This is a genomic window from Actinomycetota bacterium (assembly GCA_030650795.1).
GTDB lineage: Bacteria > Actinomycetota > Actinomycetes > S36-B12 > S36-B12 > UBA11398.
Genome location: JAUSDJ010000002.1, coordinates 176,955 through 199,405, shown reverse-complemented (window position 1 = coordinate 199,405; position 22,451 = coordinate 176,955). Strand labels below are relative to the sequence as shown.

At 59.5% G+C, this 22,451-nt stretch carries 23 protein-coding genes and 1 tRNA gene; 12 read left to right on the top strand and 12 right to left on the bottom strand.

Annotated features, from left to right (window positions below):
- Nucleotides 1-5: 5 nt before the first annotated feature.
- Nucleotides 6-1,637 (bottom strand): glucose-6-phosphate isomerase, encoded by a 1,632-nt coding sequence (gene pgi / locus Q7L55_00980; GenBank protein ID MDO8731144.1) that lies wholly within the window; start codon nucleotides 1,635-1,637, stop codon nucleotides 6-8.
- A gap of 73 nt (nucleotides 1,638-1,710) precedes the next feature.
- Between pgi and gnd the strand changes: the two genes are divergently transcribed.
- Entirely contained in the window at nucleotides 1,711-2,745 is a 1,035-nt protein-coding gene (gene gnd / locus Q7L55_00975) for a decarboxylating 6-phosphogluconate dehydrogenase (protein ID MDO8731143.1), read from the top strand.
- Here gnd and mshC read toward each other — a convergent pair whose 3' ends face one another.
- From mshC to Q7L55_00955, 4 genes are read right to left on the bottom strand one after another with little or no spacing between them, the layout of a single operon-like run.
- Nucleotides 2,746-3,972: a cysteine--1-D-myo-inosityl 2-amino-2-deoxy-alpha-D-glucopyranoside ligase gene (gene mshC, locus Q7L55_00970; protein MDO8731142.1), complete on the bottom strand. Its 1,227-nt coding sequence runs from the start codon at nucleotides 3,970-3,972 to the stop codon at nucleotides 2,746-2,748. It abuts the gene before it with no gap.
- A 33-nt stretch (nucleotides 3,973-4,005) separates the two neighbouring features.
- Nucleotides 4,006-4,788, bottom strand: a complete 783-nt coding sequence (locus tag Q7L55_00965; protein MDO8731141.1) for an SCO1664 family protein — start codon at nucleotides 4,786-4,788, stop codon at nucleotides 4,006-4,008.
- Nucleotides 4,788-5,324, bottom strand: coding sequence for a DUF3090 family protein (locus tag Q7L55_00960; GenBank protein ID MDO8731140.1), 537 nt, complete (start codon nucleotides 5,322-5,324; stop codon nucleotides 4,788-4,790). The genes Q7L55_00965 and Q7L55_00960 overlap by 1 nt, the downstream gene beginning before the upstream one ends.
- Nucleotides 5,325-5,359: 35 nt before the next feature.
- Nucleotides 5,360-6,043, bottom strand: a complete 684-nt coding sequence (locus Q7L55_00955; GenBank protein ID MDO8731139.1) for a histidine phosphatase family protein — start codon at nucleotides 6,041-6,043, stop codon at nucleotides 5,360-5,362.
- Nucleotides 6,044-6,080: 37 nt separating this feature from the next.
- On the opposite strand from Q7L55_00955, the gene Q7L55_00950 reads away from it, so the two are divergent.
- The gene (locus tag Q7L55_00950; GenBank protein ID MDO8731138.1) at nucleotides 6,081-7,103 is read left to right on the top strand and encodes a magnesium and cobalt transport protein CorA; all 1,023 of its coding nucleotides are present in this window, start codon (nucleotides 6,081-6,083) and stop codon (nucleotides 7,101-7,103) included.
- Here the strand turns inward: Q7L55_00950 and Q7L55_00945 are convergent.
- Nucleotides 7,100-7,918 (bottom strand): undecaprenyl-diphosphate phosphatase, encoded by an 819-nt coding sequence (locus tag Q7L55_00945; protein ID MDO8731137.1) that lies wholly within the window; start codon nucleotides 7,916-7,918, stop codon nucleotides 7,100-7,102. The genes Q7L55_00950 and Q7L55_00945 overlap by 4 nt on opposite strands.
- Nucleotides 7,919-7,926: 8 nt before the next feature.
- Nucleotides 7,927-8,976 carry an LLM class F420-dependent oxidoreductase gene (locus Q7L55_00940; GenBank protein MDO8731136.1) on the bottom strand — a complete coding sequence of 350 codons (1,050 nt, stop codon included), beginning with the start codon at nucleotides 8,974-8,976 and terminating at the stop codon, nucleotides 7,927-7,929.
- 71 nt (nucleotides 8,977-9,047) lie between these two features.
- Between Q7L55_00940 and Q7L55_00935 the strand changes: the two genes are divergently transcribed.
- The 3 genes from Q7L55_00935 to Q7L55_00925 are packed head-to-tail and all read left to right on the top strand — an operon-like array spanning nucleotide 9,048 to nucleotide 10,607.
- A complete protein-coding gene (locus Q7L55_00935; GenBank protein MDO8731135.1) occupies nucleotides 9,048-10,031 on the top strand; it encodes an aldo/keto reductase in 984 nt (327 codons plus the stop codon).
- 9 nt (nucleotides 10,032-10,040) lie between these two features.
- A complete protein-coding gene (locus tag Q7L55_00930; GenBank protein ID MDO8731134.1) occupies nucleotides 10,041-10,247 on the top strand; it encodes a DUF5703 family protein in 207 nt (68 codons plus the stop codon).
- Between the two features lie 42 nt (nucleotides 10,248-10,289).
- The gene (locus Q7L55_00925; GenBank protein ID MDO8731133.1) at nucleotides 10,290-10,607 is read left to right on the top strand and encodes a hypothetical protein; all 318 of its coding nucleotides are present in this window, start codon (nucleotides 10,290-10,292) and stop codon (nucleotides 10,605-10,607) included.
- Here Q7L55_00925 and Q7L55_00920 read toward each other — a convergent pair.
- On the bottom strand, nucleotides 10,597-10,740 hold the full coding sequence (locus Q7L55_00920; protein ID MDO8731132.1) for a hypothetical protein: 144 nt from the start codon (nucleotides 10,738-10,740) through the stop codon (nucleotides 10,597-10,599). The two genes, Q7L55_00925 and Q7L55_00920, sit on opposite strands and share 11 nt — an antisense overlap.
- Nucleotides 10,741-10,754: 14 nt before the next feature.
- Nucleotides 10,755-12,053: a M20/M25/M40 family metallo-hydrolase gene (locus tag Q7L55_00915; GenBank protein MDO8731131.1), complete on the bottom strand. Its 1,299-nt coding sequence runs from the start codon at nucleotides 12,051-12,053 to the stop codon at nucleotides 10,755-10,757.
- An 89-nt stretch (nucleotides 12,054-12,142) separates the two neighbouring features.
- Here Q7L55_00915 and Q7L55_00910 point away from each other — a divergent pair.
- A tRNA-Leu gene (locus Q7L55_00910) sits at nucleotides 12,143-12,228 on the top strand.
- A gap of 56 nt (nucleotides 12,229-12,284) precedes the next feature.
- On the opposite strand, the gene Q7L55_00905 is transcribed toward Q7L55_00910, so the two are convergent.
- Nucleotides 12,285-13,031 (bottom strand): GAF and ANTAR domain-containing protein, encoded by a 747-nt coding sequence (locus Q7L55_00905; GenBank protein MDO8731130.1) that lies wholly within the window; start codon nucleotides 13,029-13,031, stop codon nucleotides 12,285-12,287.
- A 348-nt stretch (nucleotides 13,032-13,379) separates the two neighbouring features.
- Nucleotides 13,380-13,778, bottom strand: coding sequence for an HNH endonuclease (locus Q7L55_00900; protein MDO8731129.1), 399 nt, complete (start codon nucleotides 13,776-13,778; stop codon nucleotides 13,380-13,382).
- A 500-nt stretch (nucleotides 13,779-14,278) separates the two neighbouring features.
- Between Q7L55_00900 and Q7L55_00895 the strand changes: the two genes are divergently transcribed.
- The 6 genes from Q7L55_00895 to Q7L55_00870 all read left to right on the top strand — a co-directional run bounded on the left by Q7L55_00895 (nucleotide 14,279) and on the right by Q7L55_00870 (nucleotide 20,826).
- The gene (locus Q7L55_00895; protein MDO8731128.1) at nucleotides 14,279-14,752 is read left to right on the top strand and encodes a hypothetical protein; all 474 of its coding nucleotides are present in this window, start codon (nucleotides 14,279-14,281) and stop codon (nucleotides 14,750-14,752) included.
- Nucleotides 14,753-15,072: 320 nt separating this feature from the next.
- The gene (locus tag Q7L55_00890; protein MDO8731127.1) at nucleotides 15,073-15,354 is read left to right on the top strand and encodes a hypothetical protein; all 282 of its coding nucleotides are present in this window, start codon (nucleotides 15,073-15,075) and stop codon (nucleotides 15,352-15,354) included.
- Between the two features lie 594 nt (nucleotides 15,355-15,948).
- Nucleotides 15,949-18,141, top strand: coding sequence for a beta-1,3-glucanase family protein (locus tag Q7L55_00885; protein ID MDO8731126.1), 2,193 nt, complete (start codon nucleotides 15,949-15,951; stop codon nucleotides 18,139-18,141).
- 317 nt (nucleotides 18,142-18,458) lie between these two features.
- Nucleotides 18,459-19,856, top strand: a complete 1,398-nt coding sequence (locus Q7L55_00880; GenBank protein ID MDO8731125.1) for an NAD(P)-binding protein — start codon at nucleotides 18,459-18,461, stop codon at nucleotides 19,854-19,856.
- Nucleotides 19,857-19,916: 60 nt separating this feature from the next.
- A complete protein-coding gene (locus Q7L55_00875; GenBank protein MDO8731124.1) occupies nucleotides 19,917-20,300 on the top strand; it encodes a DJ-1/PfpI family protein in 384 nt (127 codons plus the stop codon).
- Between the two features lie 82 nt (nucleotides 20,301-20,382).
- A complete protein-coding gene (locus Q7L55_00870) occupies nucleotides 20,383-20,826 on the top strand; it encodes a hypothetical protein (protein MDO8731123.1) in 444 nt (147 codons plus the stop codon).
- 179 nt (nucleotides 20,827-21,005) lie between these two features.
- On the opposite strand, the gene Q7L55_00865 is transcribed toward Q7L55_00870, so the two are convergent.
- Nucleotides 21,006-22,448, bottom strand: a complete 1,443-nt coding sequence (locus Q7L55_00865; protein ID MDO8731122.1) for a hypothetical protein — start codon at nucleotides 22,446-22,448, stop codon at nucleotides 21,006-21,008.
- Nucleotides 22,449-22,451 lie beyond the last annotated feature (3 nt).

The window sequence follows — 22,451 nt, the reverse complement described above, 5'->3', positions numbered from 1 at the left end:
AGTCGCTAGCGAAGACTCAGGTACTTCTGCATGTCAGCCAGAGTTGCGGCGTCCAGGGACTGATCATCGGCCTTGCCCGCAATCAACTCGTGCAGAATTCCCATGGCAACTTTCTTGCCGAGTTCTACCCCCCACTGATCAAATGAATTGATTCCCCAAACCGCTCCTTGCACGAACACGCTGTGCTCATACAAGGCAACGAGCGCGCCAAGGGTGAACGGGTTGAGTTCGCGAGTCATGAACACCGTTGTCGGGCGATTACCGGGCATCACCTTGTGCGGCACCAACTCAGTTGCGGTTCCATCGGCAGCGACTTCATCTGCTGTTCGGCCAAGAGAAAGAACAGAAGCCTGTGCCAGGGCATTAGCAACCAACATGTCCTGCTGCGTACCCAGATTCATTGGTGATTGCGCAAAGACGATGAGATCGCAGGCCACAGTTCCGGTGCCCTGGTGCAGCATCTGATAGAAGGAATGTTGGCCATTGGTGCCGGGCTCGCCCCAGTAGATGCCGCCAGTGTCGTATGACACAGCCGAACCATCTCGTCGCACGCTCTTGCCATTGCTCTCCATGGTCAATTGCTGGAGGTAGGCGGGAAAGCGTGCCAGATATTGCGAATAGGGCAGTACGGCCGTTGTGGGCACGGAGAGGAAATCGCGATTCCAGACCGAAATAAGACCCATCATCAAGGGAAGATTCTGCTCAGCTGGTGCTGTGCGGAAATGCTCATCCATCGCGTGGAAGCCACTGAGCATGTCGGTGAAGTTCTTGGCCCCAATCGCGATCATTGTTGACAGCCCGATGGAACTGTCCATCGAATAGCGGCCGCCAACCCAATCCCAGAATCCGTACATGTGCCCGACGTCAATGCCGAACTTGGAGACTTCATCAGCGTTGGTGGAGACAGCGACAAAGTGCTTCGCAACTGCTGCGTCACCCAACTCAGACACCAGCCAACTGCGAGCAGCCGCTGCATTCGTCATCGTTTCAAGGGTCGTGAAGGTCTTGGACGCGATGATGAACATGGTTGTGTCGGGCGTGAGAGCGGCGAGCACCTCGCCAATATCGCAGGGGTCAACGTTGGAAACGAAGTGGCAATGAATACCGGCTGCTCGATAGTGCTGCATCGCCACGTAGGCCATGGCTGGGCCAAGATCGGATCCGCCGATGCCGATGTTCACGACATCTGTGATCGCCTTGCCGCTGGCACCTGTCCAGGCTCCCGAGCGAACCTCTTCTGCGAACTGGCCCATACGATCCAAGACCGCGTGCACCTCAGTTACGACATCTACCCCATCGACAATCAGATTCGCAGTGCGAGGCAGACGCAATGCAGTGTGCAGTACTGCGCGATCTTCGGAAGTGTTGATATGCGTGCCATCGAACATTGCATCGCGTAATTCGAGCACTCCTGTTTGCGACGCCAATTCGCGCAAGCCGCCGACTACATCTGCGTTGACTCGCTGGCGCGAAAAGTCAGCGAAGATTCCGGCAGCCTCGAATGCGTAATTCAGCGGTCGCTCGTGATCGTCAGCAATCAATTCGCGGATTGTCCCGGCGCCGACAGTGGTGCTCAGCGATTCCAATCTCTGCCACGCGGTACAGGTCTGTGGATCGACGGCGGCAACTTTGTTCATGAGTGGAACCTTCCACTAACCTCATCGAAATACGACCTCGGACAAACCGATGTCTAGTGGTTCAGGAGGCAACATGGCAACCTCACGTCCCGTAACCCTCGGCATGGTCGGACTTGGTCGGATGGGGGCAAATCTGGTTCGCCGCTCGATGCGCGATGGACACTCCTGCGTCGTGTTTGACCAATCGCCAGACTCTGTTCAGGCGCTGGTTGCCGACGGTGCCACCGGCTCGACCGATCTCGCTGATCTTGTTGCGAAACTTCCGACTCCGCGCGCTGTATGGGTCATGGTTCCTGCCGGCGCAATCACCGAATCTGTCGTCACCGAGCTCATCGGACTTCTCGATTCCGGCGATGCACTCATCGACGGAGGCAACTCCTACTACCGCGATGACATGCATCACGCACAGTTGTGCGCCGAAAAGGGCATCGACTTCATTGACGTTGGCACCTCGGGCGGCGTGTGGGGTCTGGATCGCGGCTATTGCTTGATGATCGGTGGTGCCGATGGCACAGTTAATCGTCTCTCGGGGCTCTGGGACACCATCGCACCGGGATTTGATTCAGCTGAGCGCACCCCTGGGTTGGTTGGTGCCCCCACCCCAGCTGAGCGCGGGTGGCTCCACTGCGGGCCAAGCGGTGCTGGTCACTTCGTGAAGATGGTCCACAACGGAATCGAATATGGCCTGATGGCGGCCTACGCCGAAGGCTTGAACATTCTCAAGCACGCAAACATTGGACACGCCACACGCGATGCCGATGCTGAGACGGCGCCTTTGTCCAACCCTGAGTACTACCAGTTTGATCTCGACATTCCAGCGATCGCAGAAGTCTGGCGACGTGGCAGCGTGGTCGGATCATGGTTGCTGGATCTCACCGCCCTTGCTCTCTCCAAGTCGCCGGAACTCGACGAATTCAGCGGTCGAGTGTCTGACAGTGGCGAAGGTCGATGGACGGCTATTGCCAGCATTGAAGAAGGCGTGCCGACTCCAGTGCTAACAGCTGCATTGCAGGAGCGTTTCTTCTCTCAAGGCTCGGCACTGTTTGGTGATCGAATTCTTAGCGCGATGCGCAAGGAGTTCGGCGGCCACGATGAGAAGAAGGCGTAACTACAGCTGAATTCCCAGGAGCGCCTGAACACTGGTTCGCATCAAGTTGGGTGCCGCTGAATCGTCTCCGCTGCCATCAACGGAGGCAATCGCCCACGCATCAATTGCGTCGATGGCCTCTGGTGTACGCAGATCGTTGCTGAGATGTTCGCGGACGCTCTGAAGGACTGAGTCAAAGGGCGCCGTCTTGGCCTGATTCGCTGCAGCGCGCCACAGCGCCAAGCGATCCTCAGCTTCGGTGAGCCCGCTTTCGGTCCAGGCCCAGTCAGATCGGTAATGGTGTGCGAGCAAGGCGAGTCGCAATGCCATCGGATCATGTCCTTGGTGACGCAATTGCGAAACGAACACGAGATTCCCACGTGACTTGCTCATCTTGTGCCCTTGCCAGCCCACCATGCCCGCGTGCACATAGTGCTGAGCAAAGGGAGCCTGGCCGCTGAGAACTTGGGCTTCTGACGCCCCCATCTCGTGATGTGGGAATGCCAGATCACTGCCGCCACCCTGCACGTCGATCATGGGTCCAAGATGATCGAGGGCAATCGCGACGCATTCGATGTGCCACCCGGGTCGTCCATGACCCAAAGTGGTATTCCATGCCGGTTCATCAGGACGAGAGTCCTGCCAGACCAAACAGTCCAGCGGGTGACGTTTGCCCGGACGATCTGGATCGCCGCCACGCTCAGCGAAGATCGCCAGCATTTCGTCATCGTCAAGATTGGCCACCGCGCCGAACAAAGGGTCCGCGTGCACTGAGAAATACAAATCATCGTCGACTGCGTACACACTGCCCTTGGCCTGCAAGGAAGTGACGTGCTCGGCAACCGAGGGAATCGCTTCAATGGCGCCGATGTACTCGCGAGGCGGGATCACCTGCAGGCAAGACATGTCTTCGCGGAACAACGCCGTCTCGCGCTCAGCGATCGCCTGCCAGTCCTCGCCTCGTTCATGGGCTCGTTCAAGTAGCGGATCGTCAATGTCCGTGACGTTCTGTACGTAGTGCACCTCATGTCCGGCGTCCAACCACATTCGATAGACGAGGTCAAAGGCAACGTACGTGGCTGCGTGGCCCATATGGGTGGCGTCATACGGCGTAATTCCGCAGACGTACATCCGTGCAGTGGGACCTGGACTGGTGACACGGACTGCCTGAGCTGCAGTGTCGAACAAACTCAGTGGCAAACCCTGACCCGCCAATCTGGGAACCTCGGGTAGCTGCCATGACTGCACGCGGTCACCTTAGCCAGTGATGCGAGCCCTGTCTCAGTAGAGGGGCCACGGGACAGCAGGCCAATAGGTCGGTGGCTGCGGAAATTTCTCGGATCGCAGCAGCTCTCTGAATCGCTCAGCACAGGCTTGGAGTTCATACGGCAGCAACCACGGTGACAGTGCGCTCTCGAGTTCGTCCCACTGAGCAAAGGCGAGATCGACGTCGACCAGTAAATCCTCCGGCACCGGTTGCCCCGACCAGCCCCACAGCACGGTGCGCAATTTGGGTTCGTCGTTGAACGTCAATCCATGATCGATGCCCCACAGCTTTCGCTGCTCGTCGATCAGGAGGTGTCCTGCCTTGCGATCAGCGTTGTTCATGAGCACGTCCAGGACGGCCATCTGCTGCAGATCGGCCCGGTCGGCATGAATCAAGTGGACTGCATTGCCATATTCGCTCTCGCCAGTCAGCACATGACGCCATCCCTCGCGTATAACCCGCGAGGTGACGACATCGACTAAATCCTCGGACTCTGCCTCGTCGATCCACAGTTGGCACATGCCGGCACCGTGGGGACCAGAATCGCGCCAGACCGTCACCGGAATGAGATCCCAGCCCAAAATGAGATTGAGTTCGTAAGCAGCCACTTCGCGGGCCGCGAGTGTGCCCTCTGGAAAATCCCAAAGCGGCCGTTCACCACGGACTGGCTTGTACACGCACCTCAACTCTGAGCCGTTGCCGTCGGTCACGGTGCAGAACATGGTGGCATTGGAAGCTCCCGCCAGGCGCCCGTGAATTTCGAGCTCCCCCAGCGCGAGGCTTTCCTGGACGAGCATCAGGGCTGTCGCCGAAAACCGTTGGCTCGCGGGCAGATGTGCCCGGTGGGGTCAAGGGGTTGGCTGCAAAATGGGCAGGCGGGCCGACCGGAGGCAACCATCGTGCGCGCCCGTTGCATGAAAGCCCGCACTTGGTCTGCTGTCAGACGCACGCGCAGAGTGTCCACTCCGTCTTCGTCGTCCTCGCCCATTTCTGGGACCTCTTCTTCAGTGACGGCATAGGCCTCGATCACCATCTTCTTGGCATCATCGTCCCACCCCAGCGCCATCGTGCCAACGCGAAATTCCTCGAAGATCGGAAGCTCCAATGGCTTGTCGTCCACCCCGGAAGGCATCGGAAGGTTGGTGCCGCGCACGACAGACAGAATTTGTTCCATGCGATCGGCCAAGGCCGCAACTTGTTGCTTTTCCAACGCGACGCTGACAACCCGATTGCCAGTGCGCGCCTGTAGGAAGAAGGTGCGCTCCCCTGGCATTCCGACTGTGCCGACCACAAATCGCTCCGGATCGGCGAAGTCGAAGAGTTGGCGGGTCACCGTTTGAGCCTATCTGGCGCTTGCCGGTGAGGGACTCATCCGGCGCCACCACCAACCATGGCATCCCCCTTGCGTGACCTGCGTGATTTCTTCTTGGGAATCAGTCGTGACAGATCACTGCCGGTGTCGTTGATATGGATGGCGAAGGGTCGGCTAGGCGTGTATTCGATGACGCTGATTGAGCAAGGATCGATCTGAACTCGCTGATACAGATCGAGGTGTGCTCCGAGGGCATCGCTGACGATTGCCTTGATGACATCGCCGTGACTGACCATCACGTACATGCCGTCAGCGCCAAGGTGTGAGTTCCAGTGATGGACGGATTCAATGGCTCGGTGGGCCATCTGCGTGATGGATTCACCCTCGGGCCCAGGAAAGACAGCTGCGCTGGGTTGGCTCTGTACTACTTTCCACATTGGCTCTTTGGCAAGTTCGCTCAGTGGGCGCCCTGTCCAATCGCCATACCTGCACTCGCCGATGCGCTCATCAATCTGCAGTTCGATTCCGGAATCACCAATGATGGTTTGCGCAGTCTCCAACGTGCGATCAAGGGGGGAAGAGACCACAGCCTTGATCGGCAGGCCGATCAAGCGCTGAGCTGCCTTCGCTGATTGCTCAATGCCCACCTCGTCCAGATGAACGCCTGGCGTCCAACCAGCAAGAATCCCTTCGCGGTTGGCTGGTGTTCTTCCATGGCGCACCAAGATCAGCGTGGTCATGCCCGTAGTCTCGCAGGGATCCCCCACAATGTGATCTGTGATTCGTGGATTGGGCGTCTACAGCCCTGATGGTGTGGTCCCCATCGACGACATCGGATGTGGGCAGGAACCAGCCGATGAGCATCCGGCTCCCAAGCTTGAAAATCTGCGCGCGCGTTGCGATGAGCATCCTGAATCCTTCGTCTGGCTGGGCTTGTTCGAACCGACCAAGGATGAACTCGACATCATCACTCGGGTCTTTGATCTCTCGCATCTGCAGGTCGAGGACGCCGCTAATCCGAACCAACGAGCGAAGTTCGACTTTGACAGTGCTGGCCACGGATTGGCGATCCTCAAGGTGCTCGACTACTACGAGCCAAGTTCCGACGTGAACACCGGCCAGATTGCCGTCTTTGTCGGTTCCTGGTTTGTCATCACCGTTCGATTCGGTGAAGTTGGTGATCTGCAAGGTCTGCGGCCGCGATTGGAGATGTCTGCGAATTTGCGGGCCATGGGACCCGTATCGGTGTTCTACGCAGTCTTCGACAAAGTTGTTGACGAATACCTCGCGGTGTCAGACGAAGTCAGCATTGACGTCGAAGAATTGGAACAGGCGGTCTTCCAGCCCGGCAAGCGAATTGAATACGCCGATCGCATCTATCGCCTCAAGCGCGAAAACGTCGAAGTTCGCGGAGCAGTGAATCCTCTGGTTCCCGTTGCTCATGACCTCGTTCAGGAATACATCGAGTGGATCCCGGTTGGCATTCGTCCCTATTTCCGCGACATCGGTGAGCACGTCTTGCGCGTGCACGATTCTGTCGAAGGCACCGATTCGATGCTGCTGACAATGCTGATGGCGGCAACCTCACAACAGGATCTTCAGCAGAACAAGGACATGCGCAAGATCAGTGCTTGGGTTGCCATAGCCGCCGTGCCGACCATGATCGCGGGGATCTATGGCATGAACTTTGAGAACCTGCCGGAACTGCATTGGAGATTCGGGTACTTCATGGTGATGGGCCTGATGGCCGGCGCATGCACCTTGCTCTATCGAGCCTTCCGCAAGAGCGGCTGGCTCTAAGTCGTCAGCAATCCGACCCATAGCAGCAAGATCACGCCAAAGCCGAGCAGGATTCGATAGATCACGAACGGCAGGAATGTCTTGGTGATGACCCAGCGCAAGAGCCATGCGATGACTGCAATGCCGACGAAGAATGCAATGCCTGCAGCCAGCAGGGTTGGCCCCCAAGATGCAGTTTCATCACCACCGATCTTGGTCATCTCATAGAAGCCCGAGGCCAGAACAGCAGGTACGGCTAGCAGGAACGAATATCGAGCAGCAGACTCGCGTGTGTAGCCCAATGCAAGGCCTGTTGAAATGGTCGCGCCTGAGCGCGAAACCCCCGGGATCAATGCCATGGCCTGGCCCAGGCCGAAGAGCAGACCATCGCGAGTGCCGAGCTCTGTCAGATCATGCCGGCGCGAGCCCAAGGCGTCGGCTACACCGAGCACAACGCCAAAGATGATCAGCGTCGCGGCGACCAGCCAGAGATTGCGCGCGGCCGTTTCAATCTGACTTGAAAACGCAACACCCAAGATCGAGATCGGGATGGTTCCGATGATGATGTACCAACCCATGCGTGCATCAAGTTCACTCCGCAGACTGGCATTACGCAGCGATCGAAACCAGGCAGCCAGGATTCGTGCGATGTCGTTTCGGAAAAAGACGATTACGGCAAGTTCAGTGCCAATCTGTGTGACGGCGGTGAACGCCGCTCCTGGATCCTCCCAGCCAAAGAGCTGCGACACGATGAGCACATGCGCTGTGGATGAGACAGGGATGAATTCCGTGAGCCCTTGCACAAGGCCAAGGACCACAGCCTCAACCCACGACACCGCATCAATCATGTAGCCAACCCTGACATGTCGAGCAGTTCTGCCATTGCTCGGACACTCGCGATTCGTTGCTCAATAGTGGAGCCCACCGCACTGAACGTGAGATTGGTAACTCCGGCTTCGGAGAATGCAATCATCCGATCGCGAATTCGCTCCGGCGGTCCGATAAGCGACACCTCATCCAGAAGTGAGAACGGCAAGGCAGCCTGCGCACCGACATAGTCCTTTGCCATGTAGAGATCCTGAATCTCCTTCGCCTCGCGTTCATAGCCCATGCGCTGAACCAGTTGGTTATAGAAGTTCTTCTCACGGCTGCCCATGCCTCCGATGTACAAGGCAGAGCCTGCGCGAAGTTGGTCAGCGCAGGCTTCGAGGTCATCACCAAAGACGACTGAGGTTGATGCCACTACATCGAAGTCATCCATCGACTTTCCGGCTGCCAATCGCGCGTCGCGCACAAGGCCCAGCGTGTGCTCTGCATGATCGGGTGAGAAGTACACCGATAGCCAGCCGTCGGCAATCTCCCCAACCATGGCCAATGCTCGTGGCCCAATCGCTGCCAGATAGATCGGCAACTTCTCGCGCACTGGGTGAATAGTGAGTGTCAGGGCTTTGCCTGGCCCATCGGGTAGCGGCAAAGTGAAGCACTCCCCTTGATATTCGACGCGTTCGCGAGCAAGTGCCATTCGGATGATGTCCACGTATTCACGGGTGCGCTGCAATGGACGATCAAAGGCCACCCCATGCCAGCCCTCAGATACCTGTGGCCCCGAGACTCCAAGGCCGAGTCGGAAGCGGCCGCCAGACAGCGTGTCCAAGGTTGCGGCGGTCATTGCAGTGTTCGCAGGCGAACGACCTGGGATCTGAAAGACTGCTGTTCCGACATCAACGCGCGTAGTTTGGGCGATGACGAACGCCGCTACCGTGGCAGCATCTGAACCGTACGCCTCAGAAGTCCAGACCACGTCATAGCCAAGACGGTCGGCCTCCTGAGCCAACACGATGTTCTGAGCATCATTGCCAGCGCCCCAATAACCAAGGTGCAGACCGAGTTTCATTGGAGTCCTTTCGCAGCAGCTGGGCAGCGAGCCTAATCCCCCGCGACCATTCCCACAGGTAGCGTTCCTGCATGCAACAACGCCCTCTTGGACGCTCCGGATTGTGGGTTGGACGCCTTGCCCTTGGCACCATGACCTGGGGCCGGAGCACAGACGAATACGAAGCCCGCGATCAACTGGCGGTATTCATCGATGCCGGAGGAACTCTCATTGATACCGCCGATGTCTATGTCGATGGCGTCTCTGAGCAACTACTGGGCGAGCTAGTTGAAGAGTTCGGCATTCGCGATCAGGTCGTGATCGCAACGAAAGCGGTCGGCATCCCCGACGGCGGTCGACGTTACGACGCCTCACGGCACCATTTGATGAAGGCCATTGACGCGTCATTGAAGCGACTGCGAACTGACACGATCGATTTGTGGCAGCTGCATGCGTGGGATCCGCTCACGCCAATGGAAGAGACCCTCGCGGTTTGTGACGACATCATTCGCAGTGGCAAAGCCCGCTACATCGGCATCTCCAACTACAGCGGCTGGCAAACCGCACGCGCTGCGACATGGCAACGGGCGGTGCCGGGACGCGCACCGATCGTCACCGCGCAGATGGAGTATTCACTGCTTGAGCGAGGCATCGAACGCGAGATTGTTCCTGCGGCACAAGCCCTGGGTCTTGGGATCCTGCCTTGGTCGCCATTGGGAAGAGGTGTCCTGACGGGCAAGTACCGACATAGCACTCCCGCAGATTCACGTGGGGGCAATGCCGACACGGCTGGCTGGGTGCAGATCTACATGGACGAACGTGGGCGACGCATTGTCGATGCTGTCGCCACTGCTGCTGATGGCCTCGGAGCATCTCCGACCGAAGTTGCACTTGCGTGGCTGCGGGATCGCCCGGGCGTTGTGGCTCCAGTGCTCGGCGCACGCAATAACAGTCAGCTCATTGCCGCGCTGGCCAGCGAAGAACTGGAGTTGCCCGAGGAAATCAGTCGGGCACTTGATGAAGTTTCGGCACCCGCAGCGAGTTACCCCGAAGCCGGTTGGGCCCAGCAGAGGTAGGTTCTTCCAATGGCGATAAAGACGGCCACCACACCACAGTGGGAATACCGCGACATCGCCTTGCCACGTGGCACTTCACGTGAGGCTGCTCGTCAACTCATGACAGGTGCCGCAGACATTGGGCATTGGGAACTCCAACAATCACGCGTGTTTCCAGATGGCCGACGTAAAGTGCGGCTTCGCCGGCGTGTGTACCGCGTCGTGCGTACCGCTTAGTACGACATCGGCTTCACTCGTTCCTACAGTGTGGAGGCTCAAATGATTACCAGTGTTGTTGTGAGTTACACCGTCAAGCCCGAAGCAGTGGACGAGCATGTTCGGCTAATCGAGGCAATCTTCGAACAACTCGCAACCGAGACCCCGTCCAATGTGGAGTACAAGGTGATGCGGCTGGCTGACGGAGTGTCCTTCGTTCATGTCTCCACTGCGGATACTCCCGACGGATCCAATCCGCTGCCTCAGATGACAGCCTTCCAGGAGTTCGGCCGCGACTCGGCCGCGCGCGTGGCCACTCCCCCAGTACCAACCCCGGCCGACATCAATGGCTCATACAAGCCAGTCACGCCTATTGCTTGATGTACTTCTCGGTCAGCCATGACGGAGCGCAGCCCAACCAGGCATCGAGCAATGCCTCTCTCGCCTGCTTTTTCGTGGCCTTGTTGAGTTGAATCAGATAGGCGTCGTAGCCGTCGAAGTGCTGCAACCTCATCAACCGAAACCACGTCAACATCCCCGAAGGAAGCGATCCAGTACGCGCACGCCGAACTCAAGACCTTCCAGCGGCACACGCTCATCAACACCGTGGAACAGCCGCCAGTAGTCCAGATCGGCGGGCATTTTCAAGGGCGAGAATCCATAGCACTCAATATTCAACCCGGCGAAGGACTTCGCATCGGTGCCGCCCGAGATCATGTACGGAACAGCCCGAGCTGTTGCATCCTCTGCACGAAGCGCTTGCGCCATCAGGTCAAAGAGCCCGGTGCCCAAGGGCGCTTCAACGGCAATGCCAGTGTTGATCATCTCGATCTCGACCAAGTCACCTGCGAGTTCGCGAATCGTTGTGTCGAACTCATCTTCAAAACCAGGCAAGTAGCGACCATCGATCTGAGCCGAGGCCTCACGCGGAATCACGTTGGCCTTGTATCCCGCATCAAGCAAGGTGGGATTGGAGGTGTTCTGCAGGGTGGCCCCAACGACATAGGCCAAGGTGCCAAGCCGGGAGTAGAGCTCCTGCTCATTGGCATCACTCAAGTCGATCTCGAAGGCGTCAGATAGCTCGTCCAAGAATCGCTGGACAGTTGGGGTCTTGCGAATTGGCCATTGGTGTTGACCAATGCGCGTGACGGCCGCAGCCATCTCAGTAACCGCGTTGTCGTGATGGATCATCGAACCGTGTCCGGCCCGAGCAGCAATGTGCAAGCGCATCCACTTCAAGCCCTTCTCGGCTGTCTGGATCGGATATAGCCGCAGGTCGTCATTCACGGTGACGCTGAAGCCACCCACTTCCCCGATGGCCTGTGTCACACCAGCAAAGAGTTCGGGACGGTTTGCCACCAACCACTGCGAACCGTGGGTTGATCCGGCCTCTTCATCTGGCAGGAAGGCGATGACCATGTCGCGCCGCGGGCGAAAGCCTGTGCGACCCCACTTGCGCACGACCGCCAAGATCATGGCGTCCATGTCTTTCATGTCGACCGCTCCGCGGCCCCAGATGAAGCCGTCCTCGATCACGCCACCAAAAGGCGGACGCGACCATTCAGCAACGATGGCGGGTACGACATCCAGATGCCCGTGCACGAGAAGCGCGCCCGCAGAAGGATCAGTGCCCGGAACACGCATCACGACAGCGCGCCGAGCATCGCTGCTGGTCACGATGATCTCGGGATCCCAACCGGCTTCTCGCAAGCGCTCGGCCACGTAATCCGCGGCCGCGGCTTCACCGACCGTCTCAGTGGATTCACCGAAGTTGCTCGTGTCGATCCGAATGAGCTCCTGGGTCAGCGTCACTACGTCAGAGGCCATGTGACCATCCTGCCGCGCGAGGAAAATTGGGGCGAGACCCAGACCCCTAGAACAGCAGGTATAGTTCACCGGTCGCTTCACAGCGATGAGTCCGGGTGGCGGAATAGGCAGACGCGCTAGCTTGAGGTGCTAGTTCCCTTTACGGGGAATGGGGGTTCAAGTCCCCCCTCGGACACCGTTAGATTGCACGGCTTTGGACGCGCAGCCCACAAGAGAATCCGCGCGCTAGGGCTAAGCGCTAGTTCGAAATCGGGTGGCGGTGAGAACTGGATATTCAGCAGGATCGGTCACTACCGCTTTGGCAACACTGCTCAAGAGAAGATTGTGGTCACGGCAGTAGGAGCGCAGGAGATTGAAGGCCTCATCAACCCCGCATCCGTGTATCTGCGCAAGTACGCCTTTGGCCTGTTCAATGATGATTCGCCTGTTCAACTCGTCTTGCAACTGCTCAGTCTCGACCTCGCCTCGCGCGATAGCGCGTTTCTTTAGCAGCCCGATCATTGCCACGTCCACCAGAGACTGAATAACGCGCACATCTACCGGATCCAACTGACCAACATCGGCGCTGAAGATGCTCATGGAGCCTATGACTTCCGAACGAAGACGCATGGGAAAGGCGTGCACTGATCGGAAACCCGCAGCCACCGCCAGGGGCGCGAATCTTGGCCATCGATCATTCGCCGTCTGCAGATCTGAGTTGACCACCGAAACTCCGCGCAGGAAGCAGTCCCGACCAGGCCCCTGATGTGATTGCACTTGGAAGAGCTCCAGCGACTGAGTGCACCCATCGGACGCAGCCATGAATTGCAAGTCGTTCCGCTCATCCGCGATCAAAACTCCCGAGTGGCTGTATGCGACAAGCTCGGCGGTCCGGGTAGCGACCATCTTGAAGAATTCGACAACTTCAAACTCCTCAATAAGAGTGTCAGCGAATTCAACGAAGATCGCCGGAACCCGTTCAGGTGTCTTGATTCGCATGCCTCACTCCCTTCTGAGCCAGATGGTAACGCCGGATATCACTCAGAATCAATGGTTACGGTTCGCGGAACGTACGCTCACTAACAGGCATTTTGGCGAGTAGTCACATCAACTGGCCTATTACGTCCCACTGTGGCCTGGGTGCTAGTGCAGGCAAGCCCGAACTGCTCCCACTACTGCCACGGAGCCAGCCGCCATTCTCCGTGAGTGCAGCTTGTGGCGTTCGGTCATCGGACACAAATGTGATGTCGTCTCTAGACATCGTGGACGCTTCCAACTTTGTTGGAAGCGTTTTTCATTGTTTTCGGTTGACCATTGGGGCCCTGCGAAGAATTGACGTCGTCTGAATTAGCTCCGAGGCCTACGAATGACGCGAACACTGGTTCCCGGGGGGAAGTATGCGGTCCGGCTCTTAGCGAGGAGTCGCAATTCCCAGTTGTACGGGATGCGTGCCGATTTCTGCTTGTTGTGCCGAGCGCAGAGCACTTGTCCATTTTCGATGTGAGTCTTGCCGCCCTTGGAATGCGGATGCACGTGATCTGCCTCCAGATTGGTAGTCGTTCGACATCTCCAGAACCATAAGAAATGTTGTTCGCACTTGTGGCCAGCCCTAGCTATTAGAAGGGCGCGGTCGGTGGCCGAGAACCTGCGCACAGGGTCCTTGCCCGCGATTCCTAAGAGTGTCCAACGAATTGTTCTGTACACCGAAATGCTGAGCGCCGAGGCCGCAACTAGGGCCAAGATCATCAACATGGGCGATGAGGAAAACGTTACCCATGCATCGTGCTGCAGATTGCCGAGTGCTCTGCTGAAAACATCATTGATCGGATTCGATATCGGTGCAGGTGAAGCCTTCATCCCATCCCGACCACTTCTCGCTCACCGCTCAAGAGTTCATGACGCGATGGGTATCGGAGCGAACAGCATTCGGAAGTCCGTCACAGCGTACGTATGAGAAGTCAGCGTCTCGTGAATGCCAAATTGCCCCTACCACCGCCACGCAACTAACCGCCAATCCTTGATCGTGCAGTCTGTGGCTTTCAGCCCTCGGACGCTCTTGAAAACTGGCGGACACAACGAATCAGCCGTTCTCATGCCGAACGCCATGTACGAAGCGAGGTGCGGCTGGAATCCAACTCTCGCCTCGCGAAAAGGGATCAACCAATCGAGCCCTGCAGACCTTCTTCGGTATTGGCACCGGCTGCTAACTTTCCAACATCGATACGTCATCAAGTGAGGGAGGGTCTATGAAGATACTGGTTGGAATCGCGCTTGCCCTGGGGCTCGTGGGAGTGGTACTCGGCGTAGTTGCGCTTCGAGATGGCGACGCAGGCAGCGTCGTCTTCACCCGCTCTACCCTCGAGCTCACGGGTGCCGAACCCGACACGCGCATCTCGTATCCCGCCGAAGGCATCGCCAAGGATCACCCGAACGGCAACCTCGTGGAGGTGCGGAACTCGGCGGTCACGGGCGACGCCGAGGGAGAGTACATCCGCACCTGTACGCCGGTCGTCGACGACGAGATCGAGTGTAACGGAGCGTTCCAGCTCGCAGAGGGAAGCATCGAGATCGAGACGACCGCGCATGACGATCCGAACGAGGCCACCGCAACCGCTGCGATCGTCGGCGGTACGGGTGCATACGAGGGCGCCCTCGGTTCAGTTGAGGTGAACTTCGAAGAGAACACCTACTTGCTCCATCTGCTGCTTCCGACTGGCTAGGAAGCCTCTCGGGGCCCATCAGAATCACCCCGGCGGCAAGCAGACTTCCCAGTGGTCTAACCGCGACCCAGCATCGGTGCAATCTGTGCCGTTCGATCCTCGGACACCAACTGTGATGTCTCTAGACATCGAAGACAGATGTCTTGAGACATCGTGGACGTTTCCAACTGATCTCCCCCGCTAATCCTGACGGATTCTGTTTGGCGATCATTCCGCCCTATTGGAGTCCTGACGTGGTGGTAATCAATGGACGTGGATTGCGCAGCATGGTTTACTCCGAAAAGCCAAATGGCGAATAGTTGGATCGAAGGGGGAAGTCCATGCGCGTGCGAATTATGGTCACATCAGTTGTCTTGGCACTGCCACTCGTCCTCGCGGCGTGCGGAGGCTCCAATGCGAATTCGGTCCGTGAAGAGTCGATCGCCGGAATTACCGAGGCCCTCACAAAGTCTGGAGCCTCGCAGCAGGTCATCGATTGCATGACGGGACTCGTCAACCAATTGAGTGACGACGACATCAAGAGCCTTGACGCAGAAAACGCCTCCAACGAGCTGCAGGCGAAATTCGCAGCCGATAGCATCGCCTGCGCATCCCAGGAATAGATGTACGGCCAAAGACTCATACGAGTTTGGAGGCAGAGGCCGCGGGGCATTGGCTAGTTGATCGCTGGTGGCAGGCGAGGCATCCCGATTTGATGCCGCGTGCTTGAGTGACCCGAGTCCGAAGTGCCGATGTCCGCAAGGCGTGCATATTTGTGAGTTGTTGACTTAGCCTGCCCGCTGAGCCCACCAAGCCATCGATAAGCACGAGAGTAGGCAAGCCCGAACTTGTCACACCCCCCTCCACGCGACTAGCTAAATCCAAATTCTTCCAAGAGCGGGTCGAGCTGTCGTGGTGCAGCCACCTTGACATCCGGGTTGTCCGGGAACAGCGAGTGATCTCGCGCAGGATCGTCTCGCAGGACGCGCCGCACTGCGGGCACGGCAGCGCCCAGAGGCGACGTTCGTCCAGTTCCGCAAACACGAATGCGAGGTAGAATCCGCGTACACGCTCGCAAATCAATACCTGCGACACAGTTGGCCGACTGGAGACTTGGGCATGACAGGAGGCAAGCGCTAGGCACAGCACTTTCGACGGATGGCCAACCGCGATGTCGTCCACTGCGTAGATACAGCCGATTCAACTTAGGAGAAGACATGGGACTTGGTCGACGCTGCTTAGCCTGCGCGACTGCGGGTCTGATTGCATTCGGAACGATTGCGTGGGTCGGCGAGACTGCGCAGGCAGCCAACGTGGTTGACCTGCCGATGACGGTGGCCAACTCATCGGGTCTCAGCGCTCCCATGTACGTAACGATGGTCGGTCATATAAATGACGCAAGCGGGGTTTCCTCGCCAGAGGGCTATCTCGATGCCAACGGCACCTTCCACGTCTTCCCAACGGGCAGCGTGGGCACGCCAAGTCCCGCCCCCGACGTGTCCATTGCCGGGCCGGTCCCCGGCACCGCCAGCATCGTCGACATTCCCTTCGGCTTCTCCGGACGCATGTACTACAGCTTCGGTGCGCCGGTCGGTTTCCGCCTGGTCGTCGGCACAGACGGCCGCAACGGCCTGGTGCAACCGGTGCCCTGGGATCCCAATGCATTCGACAGCCAGATCGACGTGGACTTCGACTTCATCGAACTCTCCTACAGCCCATGGGGCCTCTACTTGAACTCCACGCAGGTCGACGGCATGGTGATCCCGGCTTCTGTTGGTGTGACCGATTCAGGCGGCAATGTGATGCGCAGCGGGGTGACCGTTGAGTCGATGTCCTCGATTGCCGCAACGCTGGCGGGCATACCCGGCTTCGAGAATGCCGTACAGACGAACGGTGGTGTTCTGCGTTTGGTGAGCCCTGCCAAGCTAGTCGAGTCCGATCGAATGGAGGACGACTACCTCCAGCCCTACCTCGACAACGTGTGGGCCAAGTACGCCGGTGGATCCACGCTTACCGTGCAGCCTTGGGAGGAACAGCCCGCCAAGATATTCACGGGCACCGTGGTTAACGGCAAGTTCGTTTTCAAAGACACCAGTGGTGCGGTGGTGGCTCAGCTGGACCAGCCCACCACAGCTGACGTGTGGCGCTGCGACGGCGCGCTCGCCTCGCCGAACAACGACACCATCGGGCCGATTACCCGCTCGCTGTGCGCCGACCTCAACCGCGGCACACTCGGCAGCCAGCCGGTGTCTCCGGCCGCCGACCCGGCGACCTATTACCGGCCCACCGAAAGGAACGAGGGCTTGTTCAACCACTACTCGGCGGTGGTGCATGAGGCGATGCGGGACGGCCATGCCTACGGCTTTGCCTTCGACGATGTGGCCCACCAGGAGTCGCTCGTGCACGCCAGCAGCCCCGTGGCTGCGAGCTTTGACGTGCTGCCGCGAGCCACGGGAGGCCCGGGTATCACTGGCAGCGCGACCGGCATCGGCGGGACGCCCACTAATAGTGGTGCCACTTCCTCAGGCACTGCGGCCGGCACGCGTGAGCTGACAATCAACCTCATTACTGCATCGCCTGGGTACGCCTACCTCACCCTGGGTGCGGGTACCACGAGCGGCCAGGTCACTATCGCCGTCGACGGCGGTACTCCCGCGACGGCTTCGGTCCTCGGCGCGGGAACATCACGCGTGGACTTCAAGGCAAGTGCTGGGACGCACACCGTCGTCGTGGTCAGCTCCGGAAAACTCGGCGACGCCTCGCTGCAGGTGCCCGGCAGCGGCACCACAACTGCTCCATCGACCGACGTTGGCATGGCAGCAACTATTCCCGGTGTTTCCACAGTCGCGTCGGGCGCAGATGGGTCTCGTGAGGTGACGATCAACCTTGCCACTGCATCGCCTGGTTACGCCTACCTCACGCTGGGTGCGGGCTCGACTGCTGGTCAACTCACTATCAGCGTCGACGGCAACAACCCGCGGACGGCTTCCGTACTCGGGGCGGGCACCAGCCGGGTCGACCTGGTAGCCGGTCCCGGCACACACGTCGTGACGGTGACCAGCACCGGAATGCTCGGCGACCTCTCGATTGACGTTCCGGGAAGCAGTCCGGCGGCCGCACCTTCTTCGAGCGTGGAACCCCAACCGATACCCACGAGCCCGACCGGCTCCGGTGCGCAACAGTTGACGGTTGATCTGTCTGCGCCGTCACCCGGCTACGCCTGGATCACCTTGCCAGTCGGCACCACTCCAGGTGTCGTCACCGTCACCGTCAACGGGGTTTCGGCGACCATCGCCGTGCTGGGCCCGACGACTGCACGAGTGGATTTTGCGGCCGCGGCCGGAACACACGTCGTCACGGTCACGAGCACCGGCAGTCTCGGCTTGGGCACAGCGATCCAGGTGGGCTGACGTAGTTCGGAGATCGGAACAGTTGGGGCTGCGACGTGAACTGCTTTGTCCGCTGACGCCCGGGATGCCGTGCAATCGATGGCACTCCGTCCTCGGACACAAATGTGAAGTCTCTAGACACCGAAGACAGATGTCTTGGGACATCGGGAACGCTTTCAACTTTGCTGGGGCGTTTTTTGTTGCTGGTAGTTATTTCTCAACGAGGATCGATTGGTCCCAGCGTCGGCTGGCGATACGAGCTGCAATTCTCGCGCGGCCTCGCCAAATGTCGGCCAAGATTGGTTGAGAGGAGCACCACGGTTCGGGAGGCCAGTTCGATGATTCGACACTTGGAGACTGATTACCTAGTAGTGGGCGCGGGGGCTATGGGCATGGCCTTCACAGATGCTTTGATCGATCACGCCGATGTTCACGTCACGCTGGTTGACTGCCGTCACGCGCCCGGCGGGCATTGGTTGGACGCGTATCCGTTCGTTCAACTGCATCAAGCATCGGTGTTCTACGGCGTCGCATCCACCGTGTTGGGCAATGGCGCCGAGCAAACCGCCGGACCCGAGGCCGGGCTTCAGGAGCGGGCACGGCAGTCGGAGATCCTCACGTATTACGACGACATCCTGCACCGGCGTTTCGTCGCATCTGATCGCGTCACATTCCTCGGCGGAAGCGAATATCGCCAAGACGGCTCGGCGCATCTCGTGACGTCTCTAGTCTCGGGAGGAGTCACCGAAGTCAAAGTTCGACGCCGAGTCGTTGATGCCACTTACCTATCGCCAATGATTCCGGCGAATACCACCCCACCCTTCAACGTTGCGCCGGACGTCAATGTCGTTCCGATCAACAAGCTAGCTAGTCTCGATGACGTACCGGCAAAGTTCGTAATCGTCGGCTCAGGCAAAACCGCGACCGATGGGATCGTGTGGCTTCTGCACAACGGGGTGCCACCCGATCAAATCGTCTGGGTGCGCCCGCGCGATCCGTGGATGCTCAATCGCGCCGTCGTCCAGCCCGATCCCGTCGTTGCGCTCAACTTGGCAGCAGACACCATGCAGGCAGCAGCAGAGGCAGTCTCGCTTGACGATGTATTCATGCGACTCGAAGACGCCGGCGTAATGCTCCGCATTGACCCTCAGGTCACGCCAACCATGGCGAAAGCACCCACCCTGGCTACCTGGGAGCTGGACCTGCTCCGCACAATCGAGAATGTCGTCCGCCTCGGGCACATCGAGCGTGTTGACACTCATGAGATCTGCTTATCCGACGGCTCAGTACCTCTGGAGCCAGGTTCGCTCATCGTTCACTGCGCCGCCTCGGGTTTGAGATACCCACCACGAATCCCCATTTGGGGTCCTGATCGGATCCGACTTCAGACAATTCGCGCCGGATTCCCGTGCTTGAATGCGGCGCTGATCGGCTTTGTCGAGGCAACCCGCGACGACGACCGGGAGAAGAACCGATTGTGTCCGCCCAACACTCTCCCAGACACACTCGCCAGTTGGGTTCGTATGCAGGCGCGCGGGTCGATCGCCGCTCGCGGCTATGGCATTGAGCCGGATATCAGCGCCTGGATGAACGCTTGCGCACTCAACCCGGCCCGTATCGACCCGGCCCAGCGCAACGACCCCTCAGTTCAAATCGCCGCTGCTCGTCTTGCTGACCAGACCGAGAGCGGGCTTGCCCGCATCGAAGAACTCACGCAGCAACTGGCGCCGAGTTAGCACTGACAGTCACCTAATTTGTAAGTGCTCACTTTTTGCGTTTACCGCTTTGGTGCATCCATGCGTTCTGTGATTCTCACAGCCGACAAGTTCGAGGACATGGAACTGTTCGTCCCGTACTTCCGTTTGTTGGATGCAGGAGCCCACGTTGACATCGCCGCGCCGACTCGGGACGACATCAGCGGTGAGCACGAGTACTCCATCACCCCCGACATTCTGATCAGCGACGTGGACCCTGCTCAGTACGACCTTCTCATCATTCCGGGAGGGTTCCCCGATGGTGCCCCTGCTGTCGTGCGCAGCATCCCGCATACTCAATTCATTGCGCGCGCGTTCATGACACTCAACAAGCCAGTCGCCATTGACGGCAATCTCGTAACTTCGCGCTGGCCCGCCGACTTGGCTGCTTTCACTTCCGCCATGATGACTTTGGTGGGCGCATAGAGAATGAAGCAGGACCGCTAACTCCAAACTGCTCCAAATACTTGATCGATTTGGCCGTCGCAATGTCGCGTAGCCTGCGGTCATGAGCGACCTCAACGAAATCGGCGAGCGCGATGGCTGGCGCTGTTGGCTGTGCGACGAGCCAGTCGATCCGCAGGCATCCGTCAACGCCGATCGCGGGCCGAGCGTGGACGGTGGTGCTTCGCCAAAGGGCAAGAAGGGCTCCGCCGCAGCTGAGCGCCTCGCACACCGTGCCTGCAATACCCGCAAGGGCAAGATCACACCCGTCGTGCCGTGGTCTTCGGAGCTGTTCGTCGTGGATCCGGCCCCGATCGTGTCTACCGTCGATCGGTTGACCCGCAAGGGCGGCAAGGAAGTGGTTGCCCGCTGCCCCAGCCAAGCCGACGCCGACCAGGCGGCCGAGTGGCTGCTCGATCGCCTCTCTCGATTCGCGCCGGACTTGGCGGTGTCAACCGAAGTCCAGGCCGGCGGCGGGCAGTTCTTGCTCGTGCTGCGCGCCCGCTGACATCCCCTGCTGTGCCGGACGGTGTCAGTGTGGGTAGGCCGGGTCTCCGGGAATTCCAGGCATTGCTCGCTCTTCCACCTGCACGTCCTTGCCCAGGGGGTAACCCTGACGCCCGCTCGAGTATTTCTGAGCACGCCCGTCACCATTGGGCATGCTTTGGCATACCGCCGGGCAGGTGGTCAACGCACCCGTACGGAAGTCGTCCCCGGGTTGTAGACGCCCTTGCGCGCAGTGGCCTGCACGCGGCCTCGAGAGCCTGGTGCGGAGATGGTGGCCTTGCCCGCCGCGTTGGTCGTCGCGTTTCTGGCACCGAATCGCACTTGGGCTCCTGCCACTGGGTCGCCAGCGTCGGTGACGGTGAACGTGACGTGCCCGCCGCGTCGAACACTGCTCGGAGCAGCAGTGACGCTCAGCGTCCGCGTCACCTGGGTGTGCCAGACGTTGATGGCGTTCTGCGTCGTGGCCGTGAACACGATCGAGGCGCCCCCGCTCGCTCCGGCGATCGCTGACTTCCACAGGTTCTCAGTGCCGCCGGGAGCACCCCAGTTGCCAACTGCGCCCAAGCGCGTGGCCGCTGCGTTGGTATGCACGGCCATCACCTTCGTGCCCTCGCGCCAGGTCATCCAGAGGCGACCGTCGGGCTCAGCTGAAAGGGCGATCGAACTGACGCCACTGGTGCGGGGAAGATCCAGCGTTGCGCCAGTGATCACGTTGAGGATCCGGATGGCCTTCTTCGTCGGATAGCCCATGCCGTAGGCGGCGTAGACGCCGCCACCGGGGCGGCCCACCATGGCGATCTGCTGGTCAGGATCTGATGACGAGGCATGTCCGTTCTCAATCTGCGCGGAACCGGGCGCCTGTCGCCAGCCCGTTGATCCGGGCAGGATCTGTCCAACCTGCACGCCGTTCTCGGTCGTGGCACTGCTGTTGCTGTAGAAGGCTGCGTAGACCCCGCCCGTTGCCTCGTCTCGTGCTGCTGCAGCGTCGTAGCCACAGCAACCAGCGAGCGAGTACTTCCCGTCGCTTCCGGCGGGAGCGGGGTTGCTCGGTGACGTGCCGACGTGCCAGCGGATCCCGGTCGTCGTTCCTGGGTTGCCGACCCACACCGGCGTGCCGGCGTTGTCGATTGCGTCGGAGCCGTAGGAGGCATAGGCCGACTGTGTTTCCGACATCGAGCCCGTCGACACGTCCCACGTCACACCGTCACCGGAGTTGGCGAAGTACTGGGCTCCTGTTCGACCTGCGTTGAGGCCACTGAAGGACAGGAACCGCTGGCCGCCCAAGGAGATGAGCGTCGGGTTCTTGGTGATGGTGTCCCATTCGGCGAAGACCGGTCGAGCCGCAGTCGTGATCCGACCGTCAGCTCCGAGGATGGCGGTGGAGTACGCCTCCTTGCTGCTGGACTGCTTCTGCGGCCAGATGACTTGGAGGGAGGACCCGAACCAGGCGATCGTCGGCTCGGCGATATTGGCGACCGCGGGGTAGCGGGTGGCCGATGAGATCTGCGACACCTGGGTCCAGTCGCCGGGCGCGGCCAGAGCCGCTGGTGCAGTGCCCGCGGCGATTGCGGCAGCGAGGGCGACCGTCAGGGTGACACTGGCAAATCTTGGCGCAGTTCTCATGAT

Excerpts from the sequence above, each read along its gene's own strand:
- pgi (MDO8731144.1), bottom strand. The coding sequence starts at position 1,637 with ATGAACAAAGTTGCCGCCGTCGATCCACAGACCTGTACCGCGTGGCAG.
- gnd (MDO8731143.1), top strand. The coding sequence starts at position 1,711 with ATGGCAACCTCACGTCCCGTAACCCTCGGCATGGTCGGACTTGGTCGG.
- Q7L55_00965 (MDO8731141.1), bottom strand. The coding sequence starts at position 4,788 with ATGCTCGTCCAGGAAAGCCTCGCGCTGGGGGAGCTCGAAATTCACGGG.
- Q7L55_00955 (MDO8731139.1), bottom strand. The coding sequence starts at position 6,043 with ATGACCACGCTGATCTTGGTGCGCCATGGAAGAACACCAGCCAACCGC.
- Q7L55_00940 (MDO8731136.1), bottom strand. The coding sequence starts at position 8,976 with ATGAAACTCGGTCTGCACCTTGGTTATTGGGGCGCTGGCAATGATGCT.
- Q7L55_00935 (MDO8731135.1), top strand. The coding sequence starts at position 9,048 with ATGCAACAACGCCCTCTTGGACGCTCCGGATTGTGGGTTGGACGCCTT.
- Q7L55_00930 (MDO8731134.1), top strand. The coding sequence starts at position 10,041 with ATGGCGATAAAGACGGCCACCACACCACAGTGGGAATACCGCGACATC.
- Q7L55_00925 (MDO8731133.1), top strand. The coding sequence starts at position 10,290 with ATGATTACCAGTGTTGTTGTGAGTTACACCGTCAAGCCCGAAGCAGTG.
- Q7L55_00920 (MDO8731132.1), bottom strand. The coding sequence starts at position 10,740 with ATGAGGTTGCAGCACTTCGACGGCTACGACGCCTATCTGATTCAACTC.
- Q7L55_00915 (MDO8731131.1), bottom strand. The coding sequence starts at position 12,053 with ATGGCCTCTGACGTAGTGACGCTGACCCAGGAGCTCATTCGGATCGAC.
- Q7L55_00905 (MDO8731130.1), bottom strand. The coding sequence starts at position 13,031 with ATGCGAATCAAGACACCTGAACGGGTTCCGGCGATCTTCGTTGAATTC.
- Q7L55_00900 (MDO8731129.1), bottom strand. The coding sequence starts at position 13,778 with ATGATCTTGGCCCTAGTTGCGGCCTCGGCGCTCAGCATTTCGGTGTAC.
- Q7L55_00895 (MDO8731128.1), top strand. The coding sequence starts at position 14,279 with ATGAAGATACTGGTTGGAATCGCGCTTGCCCTGGGGCTCGTGGGAGTG.
- Q7L55_00890 (MDO8731127.1), top strand. The coding sequence starts at position 15,073 with ATGCGCGTGCGAATTATGGTCACATCAGTTGTCTTGGCACTGCCACTC.
- Q7L55_00885 (MDO8731126.1), top strand. The coding sequence starts at position 15,949 with ATGGGACTTGGTCGACGCTGCTTAGCCTGCGCGACTGCGGGTCTGATT.
- Q7L55_00880 (MDO8731125.1), top strand. The coding sequence starts at position 18,459 with ATGATTCGACACTTGGAGACTGATTACCTAGTAGTGGGCGCGGGGGCT.
- Q7L55_00875 (MDO8731124.1), top strand. The coding sequence starts at position 19,917 with ATGCGTTCTGTGATTCTCACAGCCGACAAGTTCGAGGACATGGAACTG.
- Q7L55_00870 (MDO8731123.1), top strand. The coding sequence starts at position 20,383 with ATGAGCGACCTCAACGAAATCGGCGAGCGCGATGGCTGGCGCTGTTGG.
- Q7L55_00865 (MDO8731122.1), bottom strand. The coding sequence starts at position 22,448 with ATGAGAACTGCGCCAAGATTTGCCAGTGTCACCCTGACGGTCGCCCTC.